The organism is Pseudomonas sp. PA1(2017) (assembly GCF_001945375.1).
GTDB lineage: Bacteria > Pseudomonadota > Gammaproteobacteria > Pseudomonadales > Pseudomonadaceae > Aquipseudomonas.
On the sequence record NZ_MSXU01000015.1, the window covers coordinates 460820 to 486881 of the forward strand.

20 protein-coding genes are annotated in these 26062 nt (G+C 65.5%); 3 read left to right on the forward strand and 17 right to left on the reverse strand.

What is annotated here, in order from left to right; genetic code table 11:
- Positions 1-10: 10 nt before the first annotated feature.
- From BVH01_RS22745 to BVH01_RS22795, 11 genes are all read right to left on the reverse strand, one after another.
- Entirely contained in the window at positions 11-997 is a 987-nt protein-coding gene (locus BVH01_RS22745; protein ID WP_075932491.1) for a DNA polymerase III subunit delta', read from the reverse strand.
- Entirely contained in the window at positions 990-1622 is a 633-nt protein-coding gene (gene tmk / locus BVH01_RS22750; protein ID WP_075932492.1) for a dTMP kinase, read from the reverse strand. Before tmk ends, BVH01_RS22745 begins: the two co-directional genes overlap by 8 nt.
- Positions 1619-2683: an endolytic transglycosylase MltG gene (gene mltG / locus BVH01_RS22755; RefSeq protein ID WP_075932493.1), complete on the reverse strand. Its 1065-nt coding sequence runs from the start codon at positions 2681-2683 to the stop codon at positions 1619-1621. The genes tmk and mltG overlap by 4 nt, the downstream gene beginning before the upstream one ends.
- A 3-nt stretch (positions 2684-2686) precedes the next feature.
- Positions 2687-3499 carry an aminodeoxychorismate lyase gene (gene pabC, locus BVH01_RS22760; RefSeq protein ID WP_075932494.1) on the reverse strand — a complete coding sequence of 271 codons (813 nt, stop codon included), beginning with the start codon at positions 3497-3499 and terminating at the stop codon, positions 2687-2689.
- Positions 3499-4743: a beta-ketoacyl-ACP synthase II gene (gene fabF, locus BVH01_RS22765; protein WP_075932495.1), complete on the reverse strand. Its 1245-nt coding sequence runs from the start codon at positions 4741-4743 to the stop codon at positions 3499-3501. The genes pabC and fabF overlap by 1 nt, the downstream gene beginning before the upstream one ends.
- Before the next feature lie 215 nt (positions 4744-4958).
- Positions 4959-5195, reverse strand: a complete 237-nt coding sequence (gene acpP / locus BVH01_RS22770; RefSeq protein WP_003245177.1) for an acyl carrier protein — start codon at positions 5193-5195, stop codon at positions 4959-4961.
- A 192-nt stretch (positions 5196-5387) separates the two neighbouring features.
- Entirely contained in the window at positions 5388-6131 is a 744-nt protein-coding gene (fabG, locus tag BVH01_RS22775) for a 3-oxoacyl-ACP reductase FabG (protein ID WP_042556697.1), read from the reverse strand.
- A gap of 15 nt (positions 6132-6146) precedes the next feature.
- Entirely contained in the window at positions 6147-7097 is a 951-nt protein-coding gene (fabD, locus tag BVH01_RS22780; RefSeq protein WP_075932496.1) for an ACP S-malonyltransferase, read from the reverse strand.
- Between the two features lie 99 nt (positions 7098-7196).
- Positions 7197-8213, reverse strand: coding sequence for a phosphate acyltransferase PlsX (plsX, locus tag BVH01_RS22785; protein ID WP_075932497.1), 1017 nt, complete (start codon positions 8211-8213; stop codon positions 7197-7199).
- 3 nt (positions 8214-8216) lie between these two features.
- Positions 8217-8399, reverse strand: a complete 183-nt coding sequence (gene rpmF / locus BVH01_RS22790) for a 50S ribosomal protein L32 (RefSeq protein WP_025167420.1) — start codon at positions 8397-8399, stop codon at positions 8217-8219.
- Positions 8400-8411: 12 nt separating this feature from the next.
- On the reverse strand, positions 8412-8939 hold the full coding sequence (locus BVH01_RS22795) for a YceD family protein (RefSeq protein WP_075932498.1): 528 nt from the start codon (positions 8937-8939) through the stop codon (positions 8412-8414).
- 111 nt (positions 8940-9050) lie between these two features.
- Here BVH01_RS22795 and BVH01_RS22800 point away from each other — a divergent pair, with 111 nt between their 5' ends.
- From BVH01_RS22800 to BVH01_RS22810, 3 genes are all read left to right on the forward strand, one after another.
- Complete coding sequence (locus BVH01_RS22800; protein WP_075932499.1) at positions 9051-9629, forward strand: nucleoside triphosphate pyrophosphatase; 579 nt, start codon at positions 9051-9053, stop codon at positions 9627-9629.
- 521 nt (positions 9630-10150) lie between these two features.
- Positions 10151-11074 (forward strand): sulfurtransferase, encoded by a 924-nt coding sequence (locus BVH01_RS22805; protein WP_075932500.1) that lies wholly within the window; start codon positions 10151-10153, stop codon positions 11072-11074.
- A 143-nt stretch (positions 11075-11217) separates the two neighbouring features.
- Complete coding sequence (locus tag BVH01_RS22810) at positions 11218-12375, forward strand: YeeE/YedE family protein (RefSeq protein WP_075932501.1); 1158 nt, start codon at positions 11218-11220, stop codon at positions 12373-12375.
- 195 nt (positions 12376-12570) lie between these two features.
- Here BVH01_RS22810 and recD read toward each other — a convergent pair whose 3' ends face one another.
- The 6 genes from recD to BVH01_RS22840 form a co-directional block, all read right to left on the reverse strand.
- Positions 12571-14604, reverse strand: a complete 2034-nt coding sequence (gene recD, locus BVH01_RS22815) for an exodeoxyribonuclease V subunit alpha (protein ID WP_075932502.1) — start codon at positions 14602-14604, stop codon at positions 12571-12573.
- A complete protein-coding gene (recB, locus tag BVH01_RS22820) occupies positions 14601-18266 on the reverse strand; it encodes an exodeoxyribonuclease V subunit beta (protein WP_075932503.1) in 3666 nt (1221 codons plus the stop codon). The genes recD and recB overlap by 4 nt, the downstream gene beginning before the upstream one ends.
- Positions 18263-21715, reverse strand: a complete 3453-nt coding sequence (gene recC, locus BVH01_RS22825; RefSeq protein ID WP_075932504.1) for an exodeoxyribonuclease V subunit gamma — start codon at positions 21713-21715, stop codon at positions 18263-18265. The genes recB and recC overlap by 4 nt, the downstream gene beginning before the upstream one ends.
- 304 nt (positions 21716-22019) lie before the next feature.
- Entirely contained in the window at positions 22020-22796 is a 777-nt protein-coding gene (locus BVH01_RS22830; RefSeq protein WP_075932505.1) for a hypothetical protein, read from the reverse strand.
- 172 nt (positions 22797-22968) lie between these two features.
- Entirely contained in the window at positions 22969-23526 is a 558-nt protein-coding gene (locus tag BVH01_RS22835) for an ankyrin repeat domain-containing protein (RefSeq protein WP_083659525.1), read from the reverse strand.
- A gap of 80 nt (positions 23527-23606) precedes the next feature.
- On the reverse strand, positions 23607-25106 hold the full coding sequence (locus BVH01_RS22840) for a catalase (RefSeq protein WP_371915620.1): 1500 nt from the start codon (positions 25104-25106) through the stop codon (positions 23607-23609).
- Positions 25107-26062: the final 956 nt, after the last annotated feature.

A 26062-nucleotide genomic window follows, 5' to 3' on the forward strand; every position in this document is an offset into this window, starting at 1 on the left:
GAGCCCGATTCTAGCTCGGTCCAGGCAGGCTTGCCCACTGCACCAGCAAGGCTTCGAGAAGCAGCACACGGTTGAGGTTGGCTTTGCCCAATACTTTCTGGCGCTGCTGCAGCAACCATTCCTGGATGGCCATTACCTTGGCCTGGGACGCTTTCTGCGCCAGGTACTGGACCACTTTGGCCATGTCCGCCGGGCCAAGGCCCTGTTCGTCCTGGGTCAGCTGGTAGCGCAGGGTCAGGTGCGCCCAATCGCAGAACCAGTCGAACAACAGCGTCAGCGGCACGTCCTTCCAGCCTTCGGCCAGTTGGCTGGCAGAAGCCTGCTGCTTGTGCAGCTTCTTCACCCCGTCGACCACCAGCGCGCGCTGCTCGCGCACGCCCTGCTCCTGCAGCCTGGCAGCCGCCAGCGGCGAGCCCGCCGCCAGGTACAACAGTTCGCGGATTTCCTGCTCGCTGCAAGCAGGCAGGGTTTCGCTCAACCACTGCAGGCTCATCGCCCCGCTAGGCAGTGGGCAAGCCTGTTGCACGCAACGACTCTTGATGGTCGGCAGCAGGCGGCTCGGCTGATGGCTGATCAGCAGCAGCACGGTATCGCCCGACGGCTCCTCGAGGCTTTTCAGCAGCGCGTTGGCCGCGTTGAGGTTCATCGCTTCGGTGGGCTCGAGCAGCACCACCTTGCGCCCGCCGAGCTGCGCGGTCTGCACCACGAAATGGACCAGCGCACGTACCTGGTCGACCTTGATCGGCTTGTCGGCCTCTTCCGGCTCCAGCACGTAATTGTCCGGGTGACTACCGGCCGCCAGCAGATGGCACGATTTGCACTGCCCGCACGGCTGCAGGTCCACCGGCGACTTGCACAGCAGCAAGGCCATCAGGCGCTCGGCCAGCGCGCGCTTGCCGATACCGGCCGGGCCATGCAGCAGATAGGCGTGCGCATGCTGCGTACGCCCAGCCAGTTGCTGCCAGAGTGCGGTCTGCCAGGGGTACACGTCAGCCACGCTGCAGCTCCATCAGTTGCGGCAGTAGCGCATCCAGGTCCCGCTGCACCGCCTCGAGGGACTGCGACGCGTCGAGAATTCGGTAGCGCGCAGGCGCCGCCTCGGCGCGCTGCAGGTAGGTAGCACGCACCGCTTCGAAGAAACCTCGGCCCTCCTGCTCGAAGCGATCCAGGCGACCGCGCGCGACGGCACGGGACAGGCCCACTTCCACCGGCAGATCGAACACCAGGGTCAGGTCTGGGCGCAGCGAGCCCTGAACGAAGGTTTCCAGCTGAGCGATGCGCTCGACATCCAGGCCACGCCCCCCGCCCTGGTAGGCATAGGTGGCATCGGTGAAGCGATCGCAAAGCACCACCGCGCCGCGCTCAAGGGCTGGAACGATGACCTGGGCCAGGTGCTGGGCACGTGCGGCGAACACCAGCAGCAGCTCGGTATCGCTGGCCATGGGCTCATCACTGGGCGCCAGCAGCAGCTCGCGCACCCGCTCGGCCAGTGGCGTGCCGCCCGGCTCGCGGGTCAGCAGCACGTCGATCCCCTGCTCGCGCAAACGCGCCGCCAGGTACTCCCGATTGGTGCTCTTGCCGGCGCCCTCGGGGCCTTCCAGGGTGATAAACAAGCCGCTCACTGGGTGTCCTTTTCGCTGGTCTGGGAAATGGGCGCCGGGCTGGACCGGTAGTCCGCGCGGCGCTTCAACTGATACTCGCGAACCGCACGATTGTGCGCATCGAGGGTTTCCGAAAACACGTGACTGCCGTCGCCGCGGGCGACGAAATACAAGGTCTTGCCATCGACCGGATGCAAGGCCGCATGGATCGCTTCACGACCGACCAGAGCGATCGGCGTCGGCGGCATACCGTCGATGGTGTAGGTGTTGTAAGGCGTGGGCTCGCGCAGGTGAGCACGGGTGATGCGCCCCTGGTAGCGCTCACCGAGACCGAAAATCACCGTGGGGTCGGTCTGCAGGCGCATGCCGATGGCCAGGCGACGCACGAACACGCCGGCGATCTCGCCGCGCTCTTCGGGCACACCAGTTTCCTTCTCGATCATCGAGGCCATGATCAGCGCCTCGTAGGCATCCTTGTAGGGCAGCGCTTCGGCGCGCTTCTCCCACTCCTCGTCGAGCACCACCTGCAGGCGCTTGTGGGCCTGCTTGAGCAGGTCCAGGTCGCTCATGCCGCGCACGTAGCGGTAGGTATCGGGGAAGAAGCGCCCTTCGGGGTTTTCGCCGGGCTGGCCGAGCTTGGCCATGATCTCGGCGTCGCTGAGCTCGCTCAGGGTCAGTTCCAGCTTGTCCTGGCGCGCCAGGGCGGCGCGCACCTGGCGGAAGGTCCAGCCTTCGACCAGCGTCAGGCTGTACTGCACCACTTCACCGCGGCGCCACAGGTCGAGCATGTCGCGTACCCGCAGGTCGGGGGTCAGGCGGTACTCGCCGCTGTGCAGCGGCTGGCCCTGCAGGTTGAAGCGCCAGTACAGGCGCAGCCAGAAGGCGCCGTCGATCACGCCGTCGGCCTCCAGGCGATTGAGCACGCCGCCAGGCGTGGCGCCGGCCGGCACTTCGATCAGACGCTCCTCGCTGAGGGTCAGCGGCTGTTCGAGCGCGCGATGCTGCTGCCAGGCGACCAGACCGAGGGTAAGGCCGGCCAGCACCACGACGATTTCGAGCATCAACAGTAATTTGCGAATCACGAATCAGCGGTCCAGTAGATGTCGGGCAAGAGCCTGCAGTTTACGGGTGAGCGGGCCCACCGGCCAGTGACGGGCCTGCAGCTGACGCACCGGCCACACGCCATACAGGCTGTTGCAGAGAAAGACTTCATCGGCGCCCAGCAGTTCGTCCAGTTCGATATCGCGAACCTGGCATTCGATGCCCAGCGCCTGTGCCTGGTCGAGTAGCTCGGCGCGCATCACCCCGGCCACGCCGCAGCGCTGCAGGTCTGGGGTGATCAACGCGCCGCCGCTAACCAGAAACAGGTTGCTGAACACACCTTCGATCACCCGCCCGGAAACATCGCGCATCAGTCCTTCGGCATGCTCGGCATCCTGCCATTCGGCGCGCGCCAGCACCTGCTCCAGGCGATTGAGGTGTTTGAGGCCGGCGAGCAGCGACTGCTCGCCCAGGCGCGTGACGCAGGGATAAAGGCAAACGCCCTGCTCGGCGTGCTGGACGGGATACGCCGGCATGGCGGCGGATTGCAGGATGTGTCGCGGTGCGCCGGTCGACGGCGCGTAGCCACGCTGGCCATCACCACGGGTGACGATCAACTTGGCGACGCCCTCCCCCAGTTCGGCACAGAAGGCCGACAGCTCGCGGCGCAGCCGGTCGACATCCAGCGCGATACGCAGGCGTGCGCAACCAGCCGTGACCCGCGCCAGATGCCGTTCCAGCAGCACCGGCCGGCCACCACGCACCGCCATGGTCTCGAACAGGCCGTCACCGTAGGCCAGGCCGCGGTCAGCCAGGGGCAGCGACGCCGCTGGCTGACCGTCGACCCAGTGCAGCATCAGTCGGCGTACCGACGGAATACCAGCGAGCCGTTGGTGCCACCGAACCCGAAGGAGTTGGACAGCACCACGTCCATCGGCATCTTGCGCGCCTCATGGGGCACGAAGTCCAGGTCGCAGCCTTCGTCCGGCTGGTCCAGGTTGATAGTCGGCGGCGCGACCTGGTCACGCAGCGCCAGCACGCTGAAGATCGCCTCCACCGCACCAGCAGCACCCAGCAGGTGGCCGGTCATGGACTTGGTCGAACTGACCGCCAGCTTGTGCGCGTGCTCGCCGAACACGGTCTTGATCGCCGCCACTTCCGCCTTGTCGCCGGCCGAAGTCGAGGTGCCGTGGGCGTTGATGTACTGCACCGCGGACGGCTCGATACCGGCATCACGCAGGGCGTTGGCCATGCAGCGGGCGGCACCGGCGCCATCTTCGGGTGGCGAGGTCATGTGGAAGGCATCGCCGCTCATGCCGAAGCCGATCAGCTCGGCGTAGATGGTCGCGCCGCGGGCCTTGGCATGCTCGAGCTCTTCGAGCACCAGAGCGCCAGCGCCGTCGGAGAGCACGAAGCCGTCCCGGTCCTTGTCCCACGGACGGCTCGCCCTGGTCGGCTCGTCGTTGCGGGTGGACATCGCCCGCGCTGCGCCGAAGCCGCCCAGACCCAGGCCACAGGCGGCCATCTCGGCGCCACCGGCGATCATCACGTCCGCCTCGCCATAGGCGATGTTGCGCGCGGCCATGCCGATGCAGTGAGTACCGGTGGTGCACGCCGTGGAAATGGCGTAGTTGGGGCCCTGCAGACCCAGGTGGATCGACAGGAAACCGGAAATCATGTTGATGATCGAGCCCGGCACGAAGAACGGCGAAATGCGCCGTGGCCCCTGATCAAACAGCGATTTGCAGTTGTTCTCGATGTTGGTCAGGCCGCCGATGCCGGAGCCCATGGCCACACCGATACGGTCACGGTTGGCGTCCGTGACTTCCAGCCCGGAATCGCGGGCGGCCTGGAAGCAGGCGGCCAGGCCGTACTGGATGAACAGGTCGAGCTTGCGTGCCTCTTTGGGCGACAGATAGGGCTCGACATCGAAATTCTTTACCGAGCCGCCGATGCGAGTCGAAAAAGCGGAAAGATCCATGTGTTCGATCAGGCCGATACCACTGCGGCCGGCCAGAATGCCCTGCCAGCTGCTCGGCACATCGTTACCCAGCGGCGACAACATGCCCATACCGGTAACCACGACGCGTCTACGCGACACAGCAATCTCCTCTTATCAGGTTTTTCGACGCCGCGATGCACCTGGCAAACCGTTGCCCAGGCCGTCGATCATCCGGCGATTGGCTCAGGGTAGTCGGTACCCGAGCGGGAAGACGCCCAAAGGCGCTCTTGAAAACTTTTACAGCGAGCCTTCAAAGAAAAGCCGCACGCCTTTGCAGACGTGCGGCTTTTCCGATTCGGGAAGCGACGAACTGCTTACTGAGCGTGAGCAGTAACGTAGTCGATGGCTTCCTGAACAGTGGTGATCTTCTCGGCTTGTTCGTCCGGGATCTCGGTCTCGAATTCTTCCTCGAGAGCCATCACCAGCTCAACGGTGTCAAGCGAGTCGGCACCCAGGTCTTCAACGAAGGAAGCGCTGTTGGTTACTTCTTCTTCCTTCACGCCCAGTTGCTCGGCAACGATTTTCTTGACGCGTTCTTCGATGGTGCTCACGTGTTATCACTCCTATTGGACAAATCCAGCCAGCTGGTTGTGCCGGCAAGTGTATAGAAAGGGTTTTCAGCTTTTCAAGCTGAAAGCCAGTGGCGCCCACGGAAATACGTCAACGATTCGGTGTGCAAACTTACAGCTTTATTACCAAGTTCGCATCGAATCGCAGACGTTCGCCGACGGCGCCCCTCGGATTCAGCTCATGTACATCCCGCCGTTCACAGGGATAGTAGCCCCTGTGACGTAAGCTGCACCATCGGAAGCGAGGAAAGAAACCACGTTGGCGATCTCCTGCGCTTGCCCCAGACGGCCCAGCGGAATCTGTGTCAGCAGCGCTTCACGTTGCGCTTCGGGCAATTCACGGGTCATGTCGGTATCGATGAAACCCGGTGCCACGGCGTTGACCGTGATCGAGCGCGAGCCCACTTCACGGGCCAGCGCACGGCCAAAACCTTCGAGGCCGGCCTTGGCGGCTGCGTAGTTCACCTGCCCGGCGTTGCCCATGGCACCCACCACCGAACCGATGTTGATGATACGCCCGAAACGGGCCTTGGTCATGCCGCGCAGCACGGCCTTCGACAGGCGATACAGACTGTTGAGGTTGGTATCGATCACGTCGTACCACTCGTCGTCCTTCATGCGCAGCATCAGGTTGTCACGGGTGATGCCGGCATTGTTGACCAGCACCAGTACCTGGCCGAAATCCTTCTGGATTTTTTCCAGAGTCGCCGCAACGGACTCGTCGTTGCTGACGTTGAGCATCAGGCCGGTGCCTTCGATGCCGTTTTCCTTGAGGGTCGCGGCGATGCGCTCGGCACCCGCCTCGGACGTGGCGGTACCGATCACCACGGCGCCCTGACGGCCCAGCTCCAGGGCGATGGCCTGGCCAATACCACGGCTGGCACCAGTGACCAGCGCAACCTTACCTTGCAGACTCATAGCATTCTCCCTTGTTCAGGACTGTATGTCGGCCAGTGCGGCGCGCGCAGCGGCAAAGCTTTCGGGGGTGTCGAGGTTGTGGGTGTTGACGCCCTTGACACAACGCTTGTTCAGGCCCGACAGCACTTTGCCCGGGCCACATTCGACCAGATCGGTAACGCCCTGCTCGCCCAGGCGAACGATGGACTCGACCCAACGCACCGGGCTGTACAACTGAGCCAGCAGGTCGCGCTTGAGAGTATCCAGGTCCACCACCACGGCAGCGCTGACGTTCTGCACCAGCGCAATCTGCGGCGCCTGCCAGGCGATGGCGTTGACCGCCTCGGCAAAGCGCTCGGCAGCCGGGCGCATCAGTTCGCAATGCGACGGCACGCTGACCGGCAGCGGCAGCGCACGCTTGGCGCCACGGGCCTTGCAGGCCTCGACGGCGCGGCCGACAGCGGCAGCGGAGCCGGCAATGACCACCTGCCCCGGCGCGTTATAGTTCACCGCGCTAACCACATCGCCCTGGGCGGCTTCGGCGCAGGCAGCCTGCACGTCGGCATCTTCCAGGCCGATGATCGCCGCCATGCCGCCCTGCCCGGCCGGTACGGCCTGCTGCATCAGTTGGCCACGCAGCTCGACCAGCTTGACCGCTTCGGCGAAGCCGACGGCACCGGCAGCGACCAGCGCGCTGTATTCACCCAGGCTGTGCCCGGCGACGAACGCCGGACGCGCACCACCTTCGGCCAGCCACAGGCGCCACAGGGCGATGGAGGCGGCGAGGATCGCGGGCTGGGTCTTGTCGGTCTGGTTGAGCTGCTCTTCCGGGCCCTGCTGGGTCAGTGCCCACAGGTCATAACCCAGGGCGCTCGAAGCTTCGCCGAAGGTATCGAGGACCAGCGCGTGCTCTGCGCCGTGTCCGGCCAACATGGTCAGCGCTTGCGAGCCCTGACCGGGAAAGACGAATGCGAGGGATGCAGACATGGAACGGTTCCCTTAGTGATCTTCTCGTCGAAAAATTTACGCCCGCCACTCGCGAGCGCTGGAAAACTGACACCTTGGATGGCTGGCCATCCCGAGCGGTCACATATTACGGATCAAGTGCTCGATTCGACCACCCAGTCGCGCCGGCAAATTCTCCTGCACATCGGTCATCGCCCGGCGAATGGCGCTCTTTATACCATCCGGCCCGGCACTGCCGTGGCTCTTCACCACGATGCCCTGCAAGCCGAGAAAACTGGCGCCGTTGTGACGCGCCGGCGCCAGTTCGCCACGCAAGCGGCGCAGCAGCGGCAAAGCCAGAAGGCCGGCGACACGCCCCAACAAAGTGCTTCGAAACAGCGCCTCGAGCCGAGACACGATCATGGTCACCAGCCCTTCACTGGACTTGAGCAAGGCATTGCCGACGAAGCCATCGCACACCAGCACGTCAGCCTCACCGGCATACAGGCCATCGCCTTCGACGAAGCCGATATAGTTGAGGCCATCGACACCCTCGAGCAGCGCGGCGGCCTGCTTGACCTGCTGGTTGCCTTTGGTTTCTTCGCTGCCCACGTTCAGCAAACCGACGCGCGGCGCCTCGGCGCCCTGCACCTCGGCGGCCACCGCCCCCATGATCGCGAACTGGCAAAGCTGCTCGGCCGTGCAATCGACGTTGGCGCCCAGATCCAGCAACAGGCACACACCCTTGCGACTGGGAATGGCGGCGATCATCGCCGGCCGATCGATACCCGGCAGAGTTTTCAGCACGTGCCGCGACAGCGCCATCAGCGCACCGGTGTTGCCCGCGCTCACGCAGGCATGGGCCCGCCCCTCGCGCACTGTCTCCAGCGCCACGCGCATGGAAGAGTCCGGCTTGCCACGCAGGGCCTGCCCGGGGCGCTCCCCCATCTCGATGCTTTCTGCCGCATGCTCGACACGCAGGCGCGCGCGATCCACACCGGGAATACCAGCGAGCAGTTCTTCAATCAGGGGAGCTTGGCCGACGAGGACCAGGTGCAGCGAGGGGAATTCGGCCAGACAGGCGACGCTGGCTGGAACAATGCAGTGGGGACCGAAGTCCCCACCCATTGCATCAATCGCGATGATCGGAGCGGACAAGATTTACTCGTCAGCGCCCTTGTCGATCACTTTGCGACCACGGTAAACGCCTTCCGGCGATACGTGGTGACGCAGGTGAACTTCACCGGTGCTCTTCTCAACGGACAGAGCGTTACCCTCGAGCGCGTCATGCGAACGACGCATGTCACGGGCGGAACGGGATTTTTTGTTCTGCTGAACAGCCATACTAGTTAACTCCTAAACGTTTGGGTCACGCTTTAACTGTGCCAATACACTGAACGGGTTGGACCGCGTCACCTCGTCCTCGCTCGGCTCGGGCTCATCGAGGCCCGCCGGCTGCTGGCAATCTTTCGGGTCATGCATCGGCACGATGGGCAAGGCGAGCAACAGCTCATCCTCGACCAAGGCCAACAGATCCAGAGGATCTTCACCCATTTCCAGTACGTCATAGCCTTGCGGCACGGACTGGGTATTCGCGCCTTCCTTCACCACAGCGTAATCACACTCGCTGAGGATCGGTAAGGTGACCTGATCCAGACACCGCTGGCAAACCATCTTGACTTCGACCTCAAGCTGGCTGTGGATGACCACAGCATGGCGCTCGTCACGCTCGAAGCTGAGCTTCGCACGCACGTTGCCGCCATTATCGGCGAGAGGATCACAGAGCCTCGAAAAATCGGCTAGCGGCAATTCACCCTGAAGGGTGGCGCCGCGATCAGCGAGTTTGCGTGGATCAACGTGAGGTGGAATCGGGCCATTTGACATAGGCGCCGCATTCTATGGATGCAACCGTGCGCTGTCAAAGGAAATTCCGCCTGTCCAGGCCCTGGAGCGACGACTAGAATCGGCGCTCCGTTCCACACGAGGTCAATGCCCATGCCGCCCCTGGTTCTCGCTTCCAGTTCTCCCTATCGCCGCGAGCTGCTGAGCCGCCTGCGCCAGCCCTTCGAATGGGCCGCGCCGAGTATCGACGAGTCGCGCCAGGATGGCGAGCCGGCCGAGGATCTGGTGCGCCGCCTGGCCCGGGAGAAGGCTGCGGCATTGGCCGAGCGATTCCCCGCTCATCTGATCATCGGCTCCGACCAGGTGGCCGTGCTCGACGGCCAGGTACTCGGCAAGCCCCACGGCTTCGAGCGCGCCCATGCCCAGCTCAGCGCCGCCAGCGGCAAGCGCGTGACCTTTCTCACCGGCCTGGCCCTGCTCGACAGCAGCAGCGGCGCCTGCCAGGTCGACTGCGTTCCTTATACCGTGCATTTTCGCACACTGGATGCCGAGCAGATCACCCGTTACCTGCAGGCCGAAGAACCCTACGACTGCGCCGGCAGTTTCAAGGCCGAAGGATTGGGCATCAGCCTGTTCCGCCGTACCGAAGGCAGCGACGTCAACAGCCTGATCGGCCTGCCGCTGATTCGCCTGGTCGAGATGCTCGACCAGGTGGGCATCAAGGTGCCCTGAAACGCTTTCTTACAACTACTGAAGATGCTGGACAACGGGCCTGCCTGATACCGGCATTGAGCCAGCCTGAGGCTTTCAGGGCATTACCAGGGCCGATGTACTCGATCATCGGCAGATGCATCTAAGCTAATTCCCTTAAATTATTTGCTTGGCTTTTTTTAGATCATCTAGCTTGCTTCTACCGGATCACCGGACACCCTGCTGACGCCAGACCGTTGTCCCGTGACCCGCCTCATCCCAGGCTGGCACGCCTTGATGAGGCCTTCTTATGTGTCACGCATTCCCCTGCGCAGATCGCTACCCGCTTCCCGTCTTCCGTGCGGTCGCGGCCTGCCGGAACCTGTGCCCCGCAGACAGCAGCCGGCCTCTTCAGTGGCCCGATGACCTGATCGGTATTCGCCGCCGAGTCGAAGCTCGACGACCAAAACCCTCTTCACCAGCCAAGACCCGGCAGCCAGCGCACGGTCATCGCTGAAAGATCCTCACGACGCCAATTGCATCAGATGAAAAAGGAGCCTCACATGCACATTCGTTCCCTGTTCAACGTCGGCGTGATCGCCGTCGCCAGCCTGTTGTCTGCGCCCCTCTGGGCGGCGAGCGAGTTCCTGGTCACCAGCGACTGGCTGGAGAAGAATCTCGACAACCCCAAGGTGCGTATCATCGAAGTCAGCGTGGCACCGGGTGTCTATGAGCGCGGTCATATCCCCGGCGCAGTAAACCTGGCCTGGCATAGCGACCTGGTCGACCCGGTCAAGCGTGATATCGCCAGCCAACAAGCCCTGCAGAGCCTGCTGCGCAAATCCGGCGTATCGGACGACACCACCACCATCCTCTATGGCGACAATAACAACTGGTTCGCCGCCTGGGGCGCCTGGGTGTTCGATGTCTACGGCGTTGAGAACGTCAAGCTGCTCGACGGCGGGCGGGGCAAGTGGGAAGCGGAAAAACGCCCCCTGAGCAACCGCGCCAGCAGTCCGGGCAATGGCAACGTCACCCTCAAGGCCGCCAACCAGCAACTGCGCGCCTTCCTGCCGGACGTGCTCGCCGCTGCCGAGAAACGCAGCGACGAGCAACTGGTGGATATCCGCTCCGCCGATGAGTACAACGGCAAGGTCTTCGCACCCCAGGGCGTCCAGGAACTGGCCGTGCGCGCCGGTCACGTACCCGGCGCCGTGAACGTTCCATGGGGCCAGGCTGTCGCCGCCGATGGCACCTTCAAGTCTGCCGAGGAGTTGAAGAAGGTCTACGCCGCCGTGGGTATCGACGGCAGCAAACCGATCATCACCTACTGCCGGATCGGCGAACGCTCCAGCCACACCTGGTTCGCCCTGAAGAAGATTCTTGGTTACGACGTGCGCAACTACGACGGCTCCTGGACCGAATACGGCAATGCCGTTGGGGTTCCGGTGGTAAACGTCGCCGGCACGGTCTGGGGCGGCAAGTAAGCCGCAGGAGGCACCCTTTGACGGGGGCGGACGTACCAGGCATGGCGTCCGCCCCTTTTTTATGGGCGCCCTGCTCCGGGATCTGCCCGACTCGACATTCGCCCCATTCCCTCAGCGGACAACCGTCAATGGAGCAACCTTGCATGCTTACCTTACGCACCGGCAGCGCTACCCTGATTCTGTTCACGCTGGCCATAGCCGCCTGGGTGCTGGCTACGCCGAGCAACGAAGGGCGAGCGCTGAGCTTTTCCCTGCTGGCGGGCGGCCTGTTCGGCGTGCTGCTGCAGCGGTCGCGCTTTTGTTTCTTCTGCGTCAGTCGAGATTTCATCGAACACCGAGACCCACGCGGGCTGCTCGGTATTCTCGCCGCTCTGGTGGTCGGCACCCTGGGGTATCACGCGGCTTTTGGTGCCTTTCTGCCGGACCCGACCAACGGCCGCCTGCCCCCAGACGCCCACATCGGCCCACTGAGCTGGGTGCTGGCGCTGGGCGCCACCCTGTTTGGCCTGGGCATGGCGATTTCCGGGTCGTGCATCAGCGCCCATCTGTATCGCCTGGGCGAAGGCGCCCTGGCCTCGGTGCTGGCCCTGATCGGCGCGCTGGTCGGTTTCTTTCTGGGGTTCCTGAGCTGGAACACCCTGTACCTGGCGAGTATTCAGGAGGCACCGGTGATCTGGCTGCCGGCCAGGCTCGGCTATGGCGGTTCGTTGTTGCTGCAGCTGGCGCTGCTTGGTGGCCTGGCGCACCTGCTACTGCGCTACCGCCAGAACCAAGAACCTCGGCAAACCAGCAATGGCCTGGGTGAACTGCTGTTCGGCCCACGCTGGCCGACCTGGGTTGGCGGCATCCTGATCGGCACGCTGGCCCTGGCGGCCTACCTGCGCGTCGGTCCGCTGGGCGTCACCGCCGAGCTCGGCAGCCTGTCGCGCACGGCTGCCAACGGCCTGGGCTGGCTGCCAGAACGCCTGGAGGGCCTGGACGGTTTTTCCGGCTGCGCCACCGTGGTGAAGGAAACATTGCTGTCGAACAACGGCCTGTTCATTCTTGGCCTAGTCTTCGCCGCCTGGGCCAGCGCCCTGCTCGCCGGCGACTGCGCGCCGCGCTGGCCAGGAGTACGGGAAGCGCTGCGCAACTTCATCGGCGGCATACTGCTCGGCCTTGGCGGCATGCTCGCTCTGGGCTGCACCGTGGGCACCCTGCTCTCCGGCATCATGGCCGGCGCCGCCTCCGGCTGGCTGTTCGCGGTGTTCTGCTTCATCGGCCTGATCGCCGGGCTGCGTCTACGTAAGGTGATTGACTAGAGATGACTCTTGGAGCAGGAACCGTAGGGTAGAAAATGCTTTACCCTTCCAGCGCTCTTCAATCGCAACGGTGGACAAAAAGAGCGTTGTCCACCCTACGGCCTGCAGTTTGAGGTCGAACACATATTCTGTGGGAGGACGCCATGCGCCCGATTCGCGGGCATGGCCCGCTCCCAAAAAATAGGTAGGTAGCCGCTACGGCGCGCCGGCAACCAACCGCTCCCACAGCCCGCTGCGTCGTTCCACGCGGCGTCCGATGGCCGCCTCGAAGATGCCCGCGCGGCTTTCGATCAAACTGAAGCAGTCCCGGGCGCGGGTGATGCCGGTATACACCAGTTCCTTGGTCAGCACCGGGTTGAGGGTATCCGGCAGCACCAGGGCGCAATGGGCGAATTCAGAGCCCTGGGATTTGTGCACGGTCATGGCGAACACGGTTTCCACGGCGCCCAGCCGGCTGGGCAGGATCGAGCGCAGCTCGCCCGAGCCGTCGTTGCGCGGGAACACCACGCGCAGCGCTGAGCGCATCGCCCCGCCCGCCTCCAGCGCCGGCTCGGGCAAACGCAGGGCGATGCCGATATCGCCGTTCATCAGGCCCAGGCCGTAATCGTTACGGGTGACCAGCACCGGACGACCTTCGTACCAGCCGTACTCCTGCTCGATCAGGCCACGCTGCAGCAGCGCACGGGCGATACGCCCGTTGAGCGCCTCGACGCCCCAGGGCCCCTTGCGTACCGCACAGAGCAACTGGAAACGATCGAAGGCCGCCAGCACCCTGGCGGCCCAGGCGCTCCAGCGCTCCTCGCCGTCGGTCAAGCCAGGGCGCTGCTCATGCAGCACGCTCAGGTAATCCGCGTAGCCTACTGCCCGCCGCTCACCGCCGGGCAAGCCCTCGAGCAGCAGGCGTTCGAAGGCACGATCCTGCTCACCGGCCAGGCGCAACTGGTGCAGGTCCGCCCCGCCACCTGCCAGCACCTCACGGGCCTCCAGGGCCGCACCGCGATTCACCGCCAAGGCCAGGCGGCCGATACCCGAGCCCCCGGCAAAGCGCCGGGAATGGCGGAGCATCACGATATGCTGTGACAACGCCTGCTCGCCCGGCTGAAGCCCTGTTCCCTCGATGCGCTCGCCGGTCTGCTGCGCCAACCAGGCGCGGGTGGCCTCGCTGTAGCCGCCGGCTTCGGCGTCGCGGCACAGATCACCAAGTACCGCCCCCGCCTCCACCGAGGCCAGCTGATCCTTGTCGCCGAGCAGGATCAGCCGCGCATGCACTGGCAGCGCGTCGAGCAGGTTGGCCATCATTTCCAGGTCGATCATCGAGGCTTCGTCGACCACCAGCACATCCAGCGGCAGCGGGTTGGCCGCATGGTGACGGAAATGACGACTGTCCGGCCGGCTGCCGAGCAGGCGGTGCAGCGTGGTGACGGTATTGGGAATCTGCTCGCGCACCTGCTCGCTGACCGGCAGGGTCGCCACCTGGGCGCCGATGGATTCGGTCAGCCGCGCCGCCGCCTTGCCGGTAGGCGCGGCCAGGCTCAGGCGCAGCGGCGCGCCGCGATCCAGCGCGGCCGCCTGCAGCAGCGCCAGCAGGCGCACCACGGTGGTGGTCTTGCCGGTACCGGGGCCACCGGTGATCAGCGTGAAGCGCCCCCGCGCCGCCAGGGCGCAGGCCAGTTTCTGCCAGTCGGTGAGGCGCTGGCCATCGAGCAGCAACGGCTCGGGGAACAACACGGTCAGGCGCTGAGCGAGATCGGCCGGCGCATCGCCCGCCGCTTGCAGGCGCTCGCCAATATCCTCGGCGACGCTGCGCTCGTAATCCCAGTAGCGGCGCAGGTACAGGCAGGTGCCGCGCAGCACCAGCGGCGCGACTTCATCCTCGCCGTCGTGCAGCAAGGCGCTACCGGCACAGGCTGCCAGCCAGGCGCCCGCGGTCAGGCCGCCCAGCACCTCGGAAGGCAGCAGGCTGACGCCCTCGGCGTCCTCGCCTTCCGGCGGCAGCGACAGCGCCGAATCCGGATCGGCCAGGGTGGTCTGCAGATCGAGGCACACATGGCCCTGGCCCAGTTGATGGCTGGCCAGCGCCGCGGCGAGCAGCAGCAACGGCGGCGCCTGGGGGTCCAGCTCGGCGAAGAAATGCGCCAGGGTTCGGTCCAGTTCGCGCAACCAGCCGCGCTCGCTCCAGGCGGCCAGCAGCTCGAACAGCGTGTCGCGGTTTTCCAGCATCGGCGTCATGCCGGTTCCTCCGCCGGCTCGCCGAGAAACAGCGCGTCCAGCCTTTCGATCAGCGCCCGCTGCGGGCGCGCCAGGTATTGGCCCGCAGCCGGCGCACGCAGGAACAGGTACAGCGCGCCGCCCACATGGGTGTCGTAGTCATAGTCGGTCAGGCGCAGCCGCAGGTGGCGATGCAGCGCCAGCACGTAGAGCACGTACTGCAGATCGTAGCGGTGGCTGGCCACGGCAGTGCTCATGGCCTCGGCCGTATAGGCCTGTTCGTCGGCGCCCAGCCAGTTGGACTTGTAGTCGACCACGTAGTAACGGCCCTCATGCTCGAACACCAGGTCGATAAAGCCCTTGAACATGCCATTGAGGGTGTCCGGGCTGAGCACGGGCCGCGCCACGGTCGGCATCTCGAAATGGCGCACCAGCGCATCCAGGCGCAGCACGTCGACCCGGCGGGCCTCGAACCAGAACTCCAACTCGGCCTGGTAGTCGCTCAACTGCGCCAGGCTCACCGTGTTTCCATTGCCCAGCGACAGGGGCTGCACCAGCAGGCTCTGCAGCCACAGCCACAGCGGCTCGATCCAGGTTGCCAGACCGCGCCGCTGGCAACGCCGCGCCAGGTGTTCGCGCAGCACGTCCGGCGCCGCGGCCATGGCCGCGAAGCCTTCGGCGGCGGCGATTTCCAGCAGGCCATGGAGAAAGGTGCCGGGGTTGGGCCCGCGGGGAAAGCGGTGCAGGCCCTGGGCCGAGACCGGAATCTGCTCCAGCGCCAGGGCCGGATCTTCGTCGTCACTGGCGATCTGCACGGCCGAACTGTCCGGCGAAACGTCGTCGTGGCGATCCACTGGGTGGCAATCCACCGGGTGGCGATCCACTACGGCAGCTTCGCCCTCCTCCATACGCAAGGCGCTGTAGGAAGCGATCCACCAGTGTTCGGCGGCGCGCCGTGCTGGCGTGCGCCAATGGGGCTCGAAAGCGTCGGCATCCTGGGCGCGATAGGCCTGGTCGCTGGCCTCGGGCGCAGGCAACGCCACGCAGCGCGGTGGATCGGCCAGCGGGCTGAGCCAGTCGATCAGCTGCGCACTCTGGGCCAGGGGCTGGCCAGCGCCGAGCAGGTAACCCAGGGCGCTCTGGTGCAGGCGCGAGGTCTTGGCGGTGCCGATCTTCAGGTCGGCGATACCCAGCCAGCAGGCATGCTGCGCCCGGGTCAGCGCCACGTAGAGCAGGCGCAGGTCTTCGCCGAGGCGCTCGCGCTCGGCCTTCTCCAGGCTCTCCTCATCAGGTTTGAGCAGCAGGCGGCGGCGTTCGCCGTCGTGCACCTGCACCGGCTTCTTGTCGTCCAGCGGGCGGAACGAACAGATGAAGGGCAGGAACACCAATGGGTATTCCAGGCCCTTGGATTTGTGGATGGTCACCACGCGCACCAGGGCGTCGTCGCTTTCCAGGCGCAGCACCTGCTCCTCGGCTGCCTGCCCACGCCCGACCAGGCAGTCGCCCAGATGACGGATCAGCGCCAGCTCGCCGTCCAGCTCGGCAGCGGCCAGCTGCAGCAATTCGGCCAGGTGCAGCAGATTGGTCAGCACCCGCTCGCCATCAGGGCGGCTCATCAGCCGTTGCGGCAGGCCGAAATCCTGCAGCAACTGGCGCAGCATCGGCAGCACGCCCTGGCGCTGCCAGCGCTGGCGGTAACCACGGAACTGCATGACCCGCGCCTCCCAGAAGCGCTCGTCGAGGTTCAGTTGCTCCAGTTCGGTAAGGCTCAGGCCAAGGGTCGAGCTGGCCAGTGCCGCACGCAGGGGGCGATCCTGATCGGGCTCGGCGCAGGCACGCAGCCACAGCAACAAATCGTGGGCCTCGACCGTGGCGTACACCGAATCCTTGTCGGACAGATACACGCTGCGCACCCCGCGGGCCGCAAGCTCGCCGCGAATCGCCTGGGCTTCCTTGAAATCGCGCACCAGCACGGCAATATCGCTGGGGCGCAGGGCCGTCAGTTCGTCGCCCTTGAGAAAACCGGCGCGCTGCTGCTGCCCGAGCACCAGCAGGCGGACGATTTCGCTCGCCGCGCTGGCGGCCAGAGCGTCCAGATAACGCCCCTTGGCGACTGCTTCCTCGCTGGGCAGGTGCCAGAGGTTGAGCGCCGGCTGCGCCTCGCCCTCCACCGTCCAGACTTCCTGGCGGCCCTGAGCGCCGACCGCGATGAACGGCAGGTCGTCACGCAGCAGAAAGGCGCCCTGCCCGCCTTCACGGGTCTCGGCCCGTTCGAACAAGCCGTTGACCGCCGCGACCATGGCCTCGCTGGAGCGGAAGTTGGTGTCCAGGTTGTAGTGCCGCCCGGCCGTGGCCCGGCGGGCGCGCAAGTAGGTGTGAATGTCCGCACCGCGGAACGAGTAGATGGCCTGCTTGGGGTCGCCGATCATAAACAGGCCACAATCCGATCTATTGGCCTCAACTTGGTAGAGCGTGTCGAAGATGCGGTACTGCAGCGGGTCGGTGTCCTGGAATTCGTCGATCAGCGCCACCGGGAACTGCTGGCGAATCACCTCGGCCAGACGCGGGCCGCTGTCGCCCTGCAGCGCGTCGTCCAGGCGGGTGAGCATGTCGTCGAAGCCCATCTCGGCGCGTTGGCGCTTCTCGCGGTCGAAGCGCTGGCGAATCCACGCGGCGGCGTGGCGCAGTGCAGCCTCGCCCGGTGCCGGCAAGGCGTCGAGCTCGCCCTTGAGCGTGGCCATGGCCTCCAGCGCCGGGTGCGCGGGCGGCGAGCCGACCTTCCAGGCCTCGGCCAGGCCGTCCGGGGTCAGGCGGGTGAAGCCAGTGCCGATATCCAGCATCTCGTCGTCGCCATCGGCCCAGGCGCGCAGCTTGTCGAGCCAGGGTTTGTAATAGCGCGCCTGCAGCTTGCGGGCATCGACCTGTTTCTCCGCCGCGGCCTGGTCGAGCAGGTCCTGCAAGGCATCGGCCCAGGCGCTCCAGGGCTCCTTGAGGGCATGCAGTGCGCGCTGGCGGTCACGCAACGTGCCATCGAGCAGATCCCCAAGCGCCAGGGCAACGCCCTCGTCCTGTTCGCCCAGCAGCGGGCGGATGCGCTGACCCAGCGTGTCCGGCGCGTCCCAGTTCTCCGCTACCCAGTCCAGGGCCAGGCCCCGCAGCGGATAGCAATGCTGACGCCAGTAGTCGCGCACCACTTCGGCGAGCAGCTCGCTGTGGTCGGTTTCCAGGGTTTGACTGAACAGGCTGCCGCTGTCGAAGGCGTGCTCACGCAACATGCGCTGGCACCAGCCGTGGATGGTCGACACCGCCGCCTCGTCCATCCACTGCGCCGCCAGCTCGAGGCGCCGTGCGCACTCTGGCCATTCGGCGGAAGCGAAGTCGGCCTTGAGGGCGGCCAGCAGCGCGTCGCCTTCGCCATCACCGCGAAACACCGTGGCCGCTTCCACCAGACGCGCGCGGATGCGATCACGCAGTTCGCGAGTGGCGGCATCGGTAAAGGTCACCACGAGGATCTGCGGCGGCAGCAGCGGCTCGCGAAAGGCGGCGTCGCCGCCATGCCGCAGGATCAGGCGCAGATAGAGCGCCGAGATGGTATAGGTCTTGCCGGTACCGGCGCTGGCCTCGATCAGGCGGCTGCCGTGCAGCGGAAAGCTGAGCGCCAAGGGGCGTGCTGGCTGGCTCATGGCTGATCATCCTGAAGTTCGCTGATCGCCGCCTCGAATAGCGACTGGTAGAGCACGGCGCCCCACTGGGCGAACTGGCCGTCGCTCAGCAAGGCGTCAAAATCCGGATACTGGCGGGCCAGGCTGGCGCTCTGCTGCACTTCGCCGGTGGTGGTGTGGCCGTCGCCTTCGTAGACTTTGCGGGCAGCGTCCGCGGCCTTGTCTTCATCCTCGCTCTTGGCGAGCTGGGCGAACCAGGCCGCAACCGTTCTGATCGCCACTGGCAGCGGCGCCTGCATGCCAGCGGCGTAGCCGTCCAGCCACTGACGCAGCAGGTGTTCGGCATCAGCCTGGCTCAGCGGATCGAAGGCCAGACGCACGTCTTCGGCGACCAGCAGCGTGGTCAGCGGATGGCCACAGGCAGCGGCCGCCACATGGCTGACCCAGGGCCTCAGCAGGCGATGCCACTTGTAGGAACGATCCTTGCGCTTCAGCCCGCCAGGCTGCAGCTCCAGCCGTGCCAAGGCATCGCCGGCCGCGTACAGATCGCCGAGCCAATCCTCAAGCGCGAGATCACCATGGGCGAAGCTCAGGCGCAGCGGCGATGGCAGGCGCTCAGGCCAGCGCTCCAGCAGCGTGGCGTAGCCTTGCAGCTGCGCCGGTAGTGGTTCGAGCAATTGCGCGCGCAGGCGCTCTCCGAAGCCGGCTACCGGTAGCCGGCCACTGCGCTGGATGCGCCGCGCGGCCCGCTCGAGTGCCGCATCGACAGGCTGGTTTTCCTGCAGGGCCAGTGCGGCAGCCTGCAGCATCTCCTGCTGGATCTGATGGCGCTGCAGGCCATCGAGGGCAAAGGGTTCGGCATCCAGCTCGGCCTGTTCGGCTTCGTCCAGGTGCACCTTGAGGCGCCCGGTGAAGAACTGCTTCACCGGGTCACGCAGGAAGCGTTGCAGGGTTTCCAGGTTCAGCGCATCGTCCACCACGTAAGCGCCCAACGGCTGCTCACTGGCCGGCGCCAGCGGCGCGCGGTGGGAGGCGGCCCATTCGTGCACGTAACTGAACAGCGGCCCATCGCCGGAGAAATAACGGCGGCTGAAGGGTTGCAGCGGGTGCTCGGTGGTCAGGGCATGCAGCAGATCGCCGCCGCCCGCCAGGCGCCAGGCGCTGGCCAGGTGATCACGCAGTTGACCGATCAGCACCGACGGCGGCCGCTCGGTATTGTCGCGAATGCTGCGCCCGACCCAGCTGATATAAAGGCGCTCGCGTACCGCCAGCAGCGCTTCGAGCAGCAGATAACGGTCGTCCTCGCGGCGCGAGCGGTCGCCGGGGCGGTAGTCGCCGCCCATCAGGTCGAAGTCCAAGGGCGCCTGGCTGCGCGGGTAATCACCATCATTCATGCCCAGCAGGCACAGGTGACGGAACGGGATGGCGCGCATCGGCATCAACGTGCAGACGTTCACCGCGCCGGCCAGAAAACGCTGGCTGAGCCCGCCCTGGTCGAGCCCACCGAGCCAGGCCTCACGGACCACGGCCAGCGGCAGGGCTTCTTCCAGGCTGGCCGCGTCGCACAGCTCCAGCCAACCCTCCAGGGCATCCTGGGCCTGGTTGCGCAGCACTTCGTCGCGTTCGTCCTGGGGCAGGAAGAAGTCGTCCAGCAGCGCCCGCAGGCGCTCGCCCCAGGTTACCGGCAGCAGGGTTTCGCCGAGGCTGTCGCCATGCAGTTCCAGCGCATCCAGCAGCCGGGTCAGCGGGCCGATCAGCGCGGCATCCAGGCCACCGATCTCGTCGAAGGGTTCGATGCCCGCCCGTGCGCCAGCACCGCCTACGGCATAGCCGAGCAGCATGCGGCGCAGGCCGAAGCGCCAGCTGTTCTGCTCCAGCCCGGCGCCGAGGCCGAGACCTTCGCGCTGTTCGGCATCCAGCCCCCAGCGTACCCCGGCGCCTTCCAGCCAGCGGCGCAGCAGCGGCAACTGTTCATCGGCGATGACGAAGCGCGCGCGCACCGCAGCCACATCGAGCAGGTCGAGAATCTCACTGACGCTGAAGCGGCTGTCCGGCAGGCGCAGCAGATGCTCCAGGGCGATCACCAGGGGCTCCTTGCCGCGCAGCCCCTGATCCGCCAGGGTGAAGGGAATGAAGCGCGGGTCGTCGCCCGCGAACTGGCCGAACACCGCGCGGATGTGCGCGGCGTAGGTGTTGACGTCCGGCACCATGACGATGATGTCGCGCGGGCGCAGGGTCGGGTCTGCGCTGAACGCCGCCAGCAGGTGATCGTGCAGCACCTCGACTTCGCGCTGGGCACTGTGGGCGACATGGAAACGCAGCGAGTGGTCCTTGGCTGGATCGACCGCCGGCCAATGCGTGCGGCTCTCTTCGACCGGGCGCAGGTCGAGAATGTCGTTGTGCAACTGGCCCAGCAGCGTACCCTCGTCCATCGCGCTGAACAGGTCGATGCGCTCGAACTGCTCGCGGTAGCGCTGCGGCTCGTCGTACTGGTCGAGCAGGTTGATGTAGTCGCGGCCCTGCTTGCCCCAGGACGCCAGCAGCGGCTGGCCATGCTGGTGCAGCGCCTCGACGTCGAACAGGCCAAGCTGACCGGCCTGCCCCGCCTGGCCGCCAGCCTTGCGCTTGTGCCGGCGGTACTCGTGGCGCAGCAAGTCCTTGTCTTCGACGATATCGCCCCAGTGGTGCTGGGACGGATTGTGCACGTAGAGCATCACCTGGCTGAAGCGCGCCATGGCCGCCAGCGCCTCGAGCATCTGCGCCGGCAATGAAGAAATGCCGAACACCGTGACCCGCCGCGGCAGGCCACGGGGCGGCGCATCCAGCTCGGCCAGCCTGGCGACGAAGCGCGGATGCACCCCGGCGCGGCTCTGGGACAGATGCTCCTCGCCGACATCGGCCAGCAGCGTGCGCCACAGCAGCGGCTGCCACAGCGCGGTGTCATCGAGGGGCTTCACGCCGCCGCGGGCGTTGCGCAATTGATCATGCCCGTCGGCCCAGTCCGCCAGCCAGTCGGCGCGGTACACCTGGTACTGGTCGAACAGGTCGGCCAGGCGCTCGGCCAGCTGGTGACGCTTGCGCAGGTCGGCGTCGTCGGCCAGAAAGCGGCGTAGCGGCGCGAAACAGGGCTCGTCGAGCAGGCTCGGCAACAGGCGCATCAGCCGCCAGGTCAGCGGCGCCTTGTCCAGCGGCGACTGCTGGGGAATCGCCTCGCTGCCCAGCACCGTGCGGTAGGCCTGCCAGAGAAAGCGCGCCGGCAGGCTCACATCGGTGGCCGCCGCGATGCCGCAGCCATCCTGCTCGGCCAGCGCCAGCTTGAGCCACTGGGCGATGCCGTTGCTCTGTACCAGCAGCACCTCGTTCTCCAGCGGGCGCAGGGGGTACCGACGCATCCACTCCACCGCCAGGGCGCGTAGCTCCTCGAGGCGGTTGCCATGGATGACGATCAGACCAGGGTTAAGCGCCGACATGCAGAATTCCTGAGAGCAGAATCAGACGGCGAATGATGACAGAGCATGGCGACGAGGTGTGACGCGCCGCAGGATTTTAGCGCGCACGAATTGATGTTGGCGCTTAGAGCCTGTTCAAAGTCTCGCGAGCTAGAGCAATGCAAGGCCTGGGCGGCCCCGCAAAAACAGGCGAGGACCGGTCGGAGTCGCGCTCGACTTTACGAGCTATAAATGAGCAGTCTGACGGGAACGCCTAGTTTGGGCTGGCAATCCAGCCTGTTTTTAACGCCGCAGTGCCGACGCGCAGCAGACTTTGAACAGGTTCTTAGCCGACATCCTTGCGCGTGGTGCGCTGGTTGCTGATCCGCGCGCGGCGAAAGTTCCAGCCCAGAAAAAGCCGCGAGGCCAGGTTGTCGCGGCTGTGGGGTTCACCGTAGTGCAGCAGCACGGTGGAGCGCAGCGCCTTGGGGTCGCAAGGCTCGTTGGCATGCAGCGAGCGGTAGCCCCAGAAGAAGTAGGCGTTGCCGGGCACGATCTTGATGGTGACAGGTTTCAACCAGCCGCGTTTGACCACGAAGGTGACCAGCTTCTGGGTCAGGGTGTTCTGCATCAGCGCCTTTTCCAGAATGTTGAAGTACAGGTTGGAGCGGATGTTGCGCAGGTTGGGGAAGAAGATGAAGTCGCCGCAGTAACGGCCCTCGGTGGGCGTGACCAGCGGAATCAATGCTGTCAGCGCCGCGGCGTCGTAGTGGAAGTAATAGGACTCGCGTTTGCCGGTCTGCCCCTGCAGGCAGCGTAGCGCCGGAAAGATGTCCGGTGAGCGCGGCGGCTGGCCAATGCCGCCTTGGTAGATCCGCCGGAACAGATCCTTGACCTGCGGCGAGACGCTCATCTGCTCGAAGATGCTGCCCCTCACGGCGTCCAGCCCCTGCAGGGCGAAGTACTCGTGCTCGTGACGCTCCACTTCATGGTGGACGTGGGCGCGGGCGGCCTGCAACTGTTCGTCGGTGAGAAAACCTTCGATGACGGCATACCCTTGCCGCTGCATGTCATGGAGCAGGCGTGGTACCTCCTGCGGGTCGGCTTTGGCGAAGTCGGGCATGGGGGCGGCGTCCTTAGCTGAGAGCGACGATCAGGCTGCAGGCGACTGCTTTCGAATCGCCTGCAATTGATACAGGTTCTCACTGTGTAGCCATTGGAACGCCGCAGCACCCGCTTTAGCGCGCGGTTTCTGACGAATGGGTACTGGCCTTAAGATGGCCATTACGCCTCGATCAGGGCTGTTGCGCCGACCAGCCCGTGCGTATTTCACCGTTATCCAGGCCCTGCACCGAATTGCCGAAAGCGTCCCTGGCATTCAGGTCGGCGCCCTTTTTGGCCAGACCATCGAGCATTTCCTTGCGCTGGAACAAGGCCGCATACATGGCCGCCGTCTGGCCGCTGTCGTTGCGTTGATCGGGGCTGCAGTCGGCATCGAGCAGGCGCTTGGCGATGCGCACCTCGCCCTTGAAGATCGCGCCCATCAGCGCGGTATTGCCACGCCAGTCCTGGGCGCAGGCGTCCGCCCCTGCACCCAGCAGGCGCTCCACCGCGGCGCGGTGACCGTGATAGGCCGCCAGGATCAGCGCGGTGTAGCCCTTGTCGTCAGCCGTATCGAGGTCATAACCCGCAGCGATGAACTCATCGAGCATCGCCACGTTGCCCTCGCGGGCGGCCTGGAAGTAGTAATCGCGCAATTGCGCCTGAATGCGCTCGGCATCCGGCGGCAGTGTGCCGGCCAGCAGCGGCGCGGCAACAGCCAGCGCCAGGGCGAAACAGAACGTACGCAGCATGCAATCCTCCCGAGCGGCATTGCGCCGCATCTGGTCGCGGCGTGCGGCTCGCCCGAGCCGCACGCCATGAGCTGGCAGGCCTAGTCTTGCAGCTTGGCAGCCAGCGCCTTGACGCGGGCCAGGTCGCCCTTGGCTACCTTGGTCAACCCCTCGCCGTACTGCGCATCGGCCTTGTAGAAGAACGACAGCATGATGTGCTTGCTCTCGTCTTCGGCTTCGGCCAGAGCGCCGCCCAGGCTGGCGATCAGGTCGCCCTGCATCTTCTTGTCGTAGGAGCGGTACAGCTCACCGGCCTGCTTGAAGTTCTGCTCGCGCTGGATCTTCTTCTGCTCGGTGCTGCCGCTCAGTGGCAGGTTGCTGTAGCGCGCGTGCTCGCTGGCAGGCCGCGGGTTGATGCGGCTGGGCTCGTAGTTAACCTCGGTGGTGGTATGACCGCTGTTCGCCGCGCCATCCTGGTTGCCGTTGTTGACCGGCACCTTGGCCTGGTTGATAGGCAGAAAGGCGTGGTTGGCGCCCAGCCGGTACATTTGCGTGTCGGCATAGGAGAACAGTCGGCCCTGCAGCAGGCGATCCTCGGAGGGCTCGATGCCCGGCACCAGGTTGGAGGGCGCCATGGCCACCTGCTCGGTTTCCTGAAACACGTTGTCCGGGTTCTTGTTCAAGACCATCTGGCCGACTTTCTTATAGGGCACGTCCGGCCAGATCTTGGTGGCATCCAGCGGGTCGAAGTCGTACCTGGCCAGGTCAGCCGGTTCGAGCACCTGGATGTACAAATCCCACTTGGGGTAGTCGCCGGCGTTGATCGTGGTGATCAGGTCGCGGCTCATGTGGTTGAAATCCTTGCCCTGGATCTGCTCGGTCTGCTTGGGGTCGTTGTTCTTGATGCCCTGCTGGCTGCGCCACTGGAACTTGACGTAACGGTACTCGTTCCTGGCGTTGACCAGCTTGTAGGCGTGCACGCTGTTGCCGTTCATTTGCCGGTAGTTGGCCGGCGTACCCTCGTTGGAATACAGCAGCGTCAGGGTGCGAGTGGCTTCGGGCACGTGGCTGAAGAAGTCGAACTGGGTGTGGTTGCTGCCGTAGTTGGTGTTGGGGTCGGGCTTGAAGGCGTGCACCATGTCCGGGAACTTGATGGCATCGCGGATGAAGAAGGTCGGGAAGTTGTTGCCGACCAGGTCCCAGTTGCCTTCGCTGGTGTAGAACTTGGTGGCGAAGCCGCGTGGGTCGCGCAGGGTTTCCGGGGAGTGGTTGCCGTGCACCACGCTGGAGAAGCGCACGAACACCGGCGTGGTGGTGCCCTTGGTGAAGACCTTGGCGCGGGTCAGGTCGGAAATATCTTCCGTGGCGGTGAATTCGCCATGGGCGCCGGTACCGCGGGCATGCACCACGCGCTCGGGGATGCGTTCACGGTCGAAGCGTTGCAGCTTCTGGATCAGTTGCACGTCTTGCAGCAGGGTTGGGCCGGTGTCGCCTGCGGTCTGCGAGTTCTGGTTGTCGCCCACCGGCGCGCCGTTGTCGCGGGTCAAGGGCGCGGCCTGGGCCGAGAGACTGAGCAGCGAGGCGGACAAGGCCGCAGTCATCAAGCCAAGGGCGGGCGCCCGTTGGGTCGTGGGTTTCATGGGTGAGTCCTCGTCGTTTTTATGAGTACGCGCGTCATGCGCTCGCACCAAACTACGAGAGGCCGGCCGCCTGGCTAAATTGGAAAAAGCCAGCGCCTTGATAGGCAATGCTTATTACCTGATAGAGCGAAGCCGTGATAAGCGAAGCGGTGGACAACCCACCGCACATGTGGGAGCGTCGCCCTCGGCGCTAAGGATCGTGGCCATGCCGCAATTACAGCGCTGGCCAGACCATTCGCCTCGGGGTCGGGGCTCCCAAAAGATCCGAGAACCCCGCAATCCCGAATCCCCCACCGCCCGCGTGGGAGCGTCGCCCTCGGCGCGAAGGCTCGTGGCCATGCCGCAATTACAGCGCTGGCCAGACCATTCGCCCCGGGGTCGGGGCTCCCACACGACCCCGGACAACCCACCGCAAATGTGGGAGCGCCGACCTCGGCGCGAAGGATCGTGGCCATACTGCGATTACGGCGCTGGACAGACCATTCGCCCCGGGTCGGGGCTCCCACAAGATCCGAGAACCCGACAATCCCGAATCCCCCACCGCCCGCGTGGGAGCGTCGCCCTCGGCGCGAAGAATCGTGGCCATGCCGCAATTACAGCGCTGGCCAGACCATTCGCCCCGGGGTCGGGGCTCCCACAAGATCCGAGAACCCGACAATCCCGAATCCCCCACCGCCCGCGTGGGAGCGCCGACCTCGGCGCGAAGGATCGTGGCCATGCCGCAATTACAGCGCTGGCCAGACCATTCGCCCCGGGGTCGGGGCTCCCACAAGATCCGAGAACCCCGCAATCCCGAATCCCCACCCCCCGCGTGGGGGCGTCGCCCTCGGCGCGAAGGATCGTGGCCATGCCGCAATTACAGCGCTAGCCAGACCATTCGCCCCGAGTCGGGCCTCCTACGCGATTCTGAATGCCCC

Excerpts from the sequence above, each read along its gene's own strand:
- BVH01_RS22830 (WP_075932505.1), bottom strand. The coding sequence starts at position 22,796 with ATGCCCGACTTCGCCAAAGCCGACCCGCAGGAGGTACCACGCCTGCTC.
- BVH01_RS22800 (WP_075932499.1), top strand. The coding sequence starts at position 9,051 with ATGCCGCCCCTGGTTCTCGCTTCCAGTTCTCCCTATCGCCGCGAGCTG.
- pabC (WP_075932494.1), bottom strand. The coding sequence starts at position 3,499 with ATGCTGCACTGGGTCGACGGTCAGCCAGCGGCGTCGCTGCCCCTGGCT.
- BVH01_RS22840 (WP_371915620.1), bottom strand. The coding sequence starts at position 25,106 with ATGACTGCGGCCTTGTCCGCCTCGCTGCTCAGTCTCTCGGCCCAGGCC.
- rpmF (WP_025167420.1), bottom strand. The coding sequence starts at position 8,399 with ATGGCTGTTCAGCAGAACAAAAAATCCCGTTCCGCCCGTGACATGCGT.
- recD (WP_075932502.1), bottom strand. The coding sequence starts at position 14,604 with ATGACGCCGATGCTGGAAAACCGCGACACGCTGTTCGAGCTGCTGGCC.
- recC (WP_075932504.1), bottom strand. The coding sequence starts at position 21,715 with ATGTCGGCGCTTAACCCTGGTCTGATCGTCATCCATGGCAACCGCCTC.
- BVH01_RS22795 (WP_075932498.1), bottom strand. The coding sequence starts at position 8,939 with ATGTCAAATGGCCCGATTCCACCTCACGTTGATCCACGCAAACTCGCT.
- BVH01_RS22810 (WP_075932501.1), top strand. The coding sequence starts at position 11,218 with ATGCTTACCTTACGCACCGGCAGCGCTACCCTGATTCTGTTCACGCTG.
- fabG (WP_042556697.1), bottom strand. The coding sequence starts at position 6,131 with ATGAGTCTGCAAGGTAAGGTTGCGCTGGTCACTGGTGCCAGCCGTGGT.
- fabD (WP_075932496.1), bottom strand. The coding sequence starts at position 7,097 with ATGTCTGCATCCCTCGCATTCGTCTTTCCCGGTCAGGGCTCGCAAGCG.
- BVH01_RS22805 (WP_075932500.1), top strand. The coding sequence starts at position 10,151 with ATGCACATTCGTTCCCTGTTCAACGTCGGCGTGATCGCCGTCGCCAGC.
- BVH01_RS22835 (WP_083659525.1), bottom strand. The coding sequence starts at position 23,526 with ATGCTGCGTACGTTCTGTTTCGCCCTGGCGCTGGCTGTTGCCGCGCCG.
- recB (WP_075932503.1), bottom strand. The coding sequence starts at position 18,266 with ATGAGCCAGCCAGCACGCCCCTTGGCGCTCAGCTTTCCGCTGCACGGC.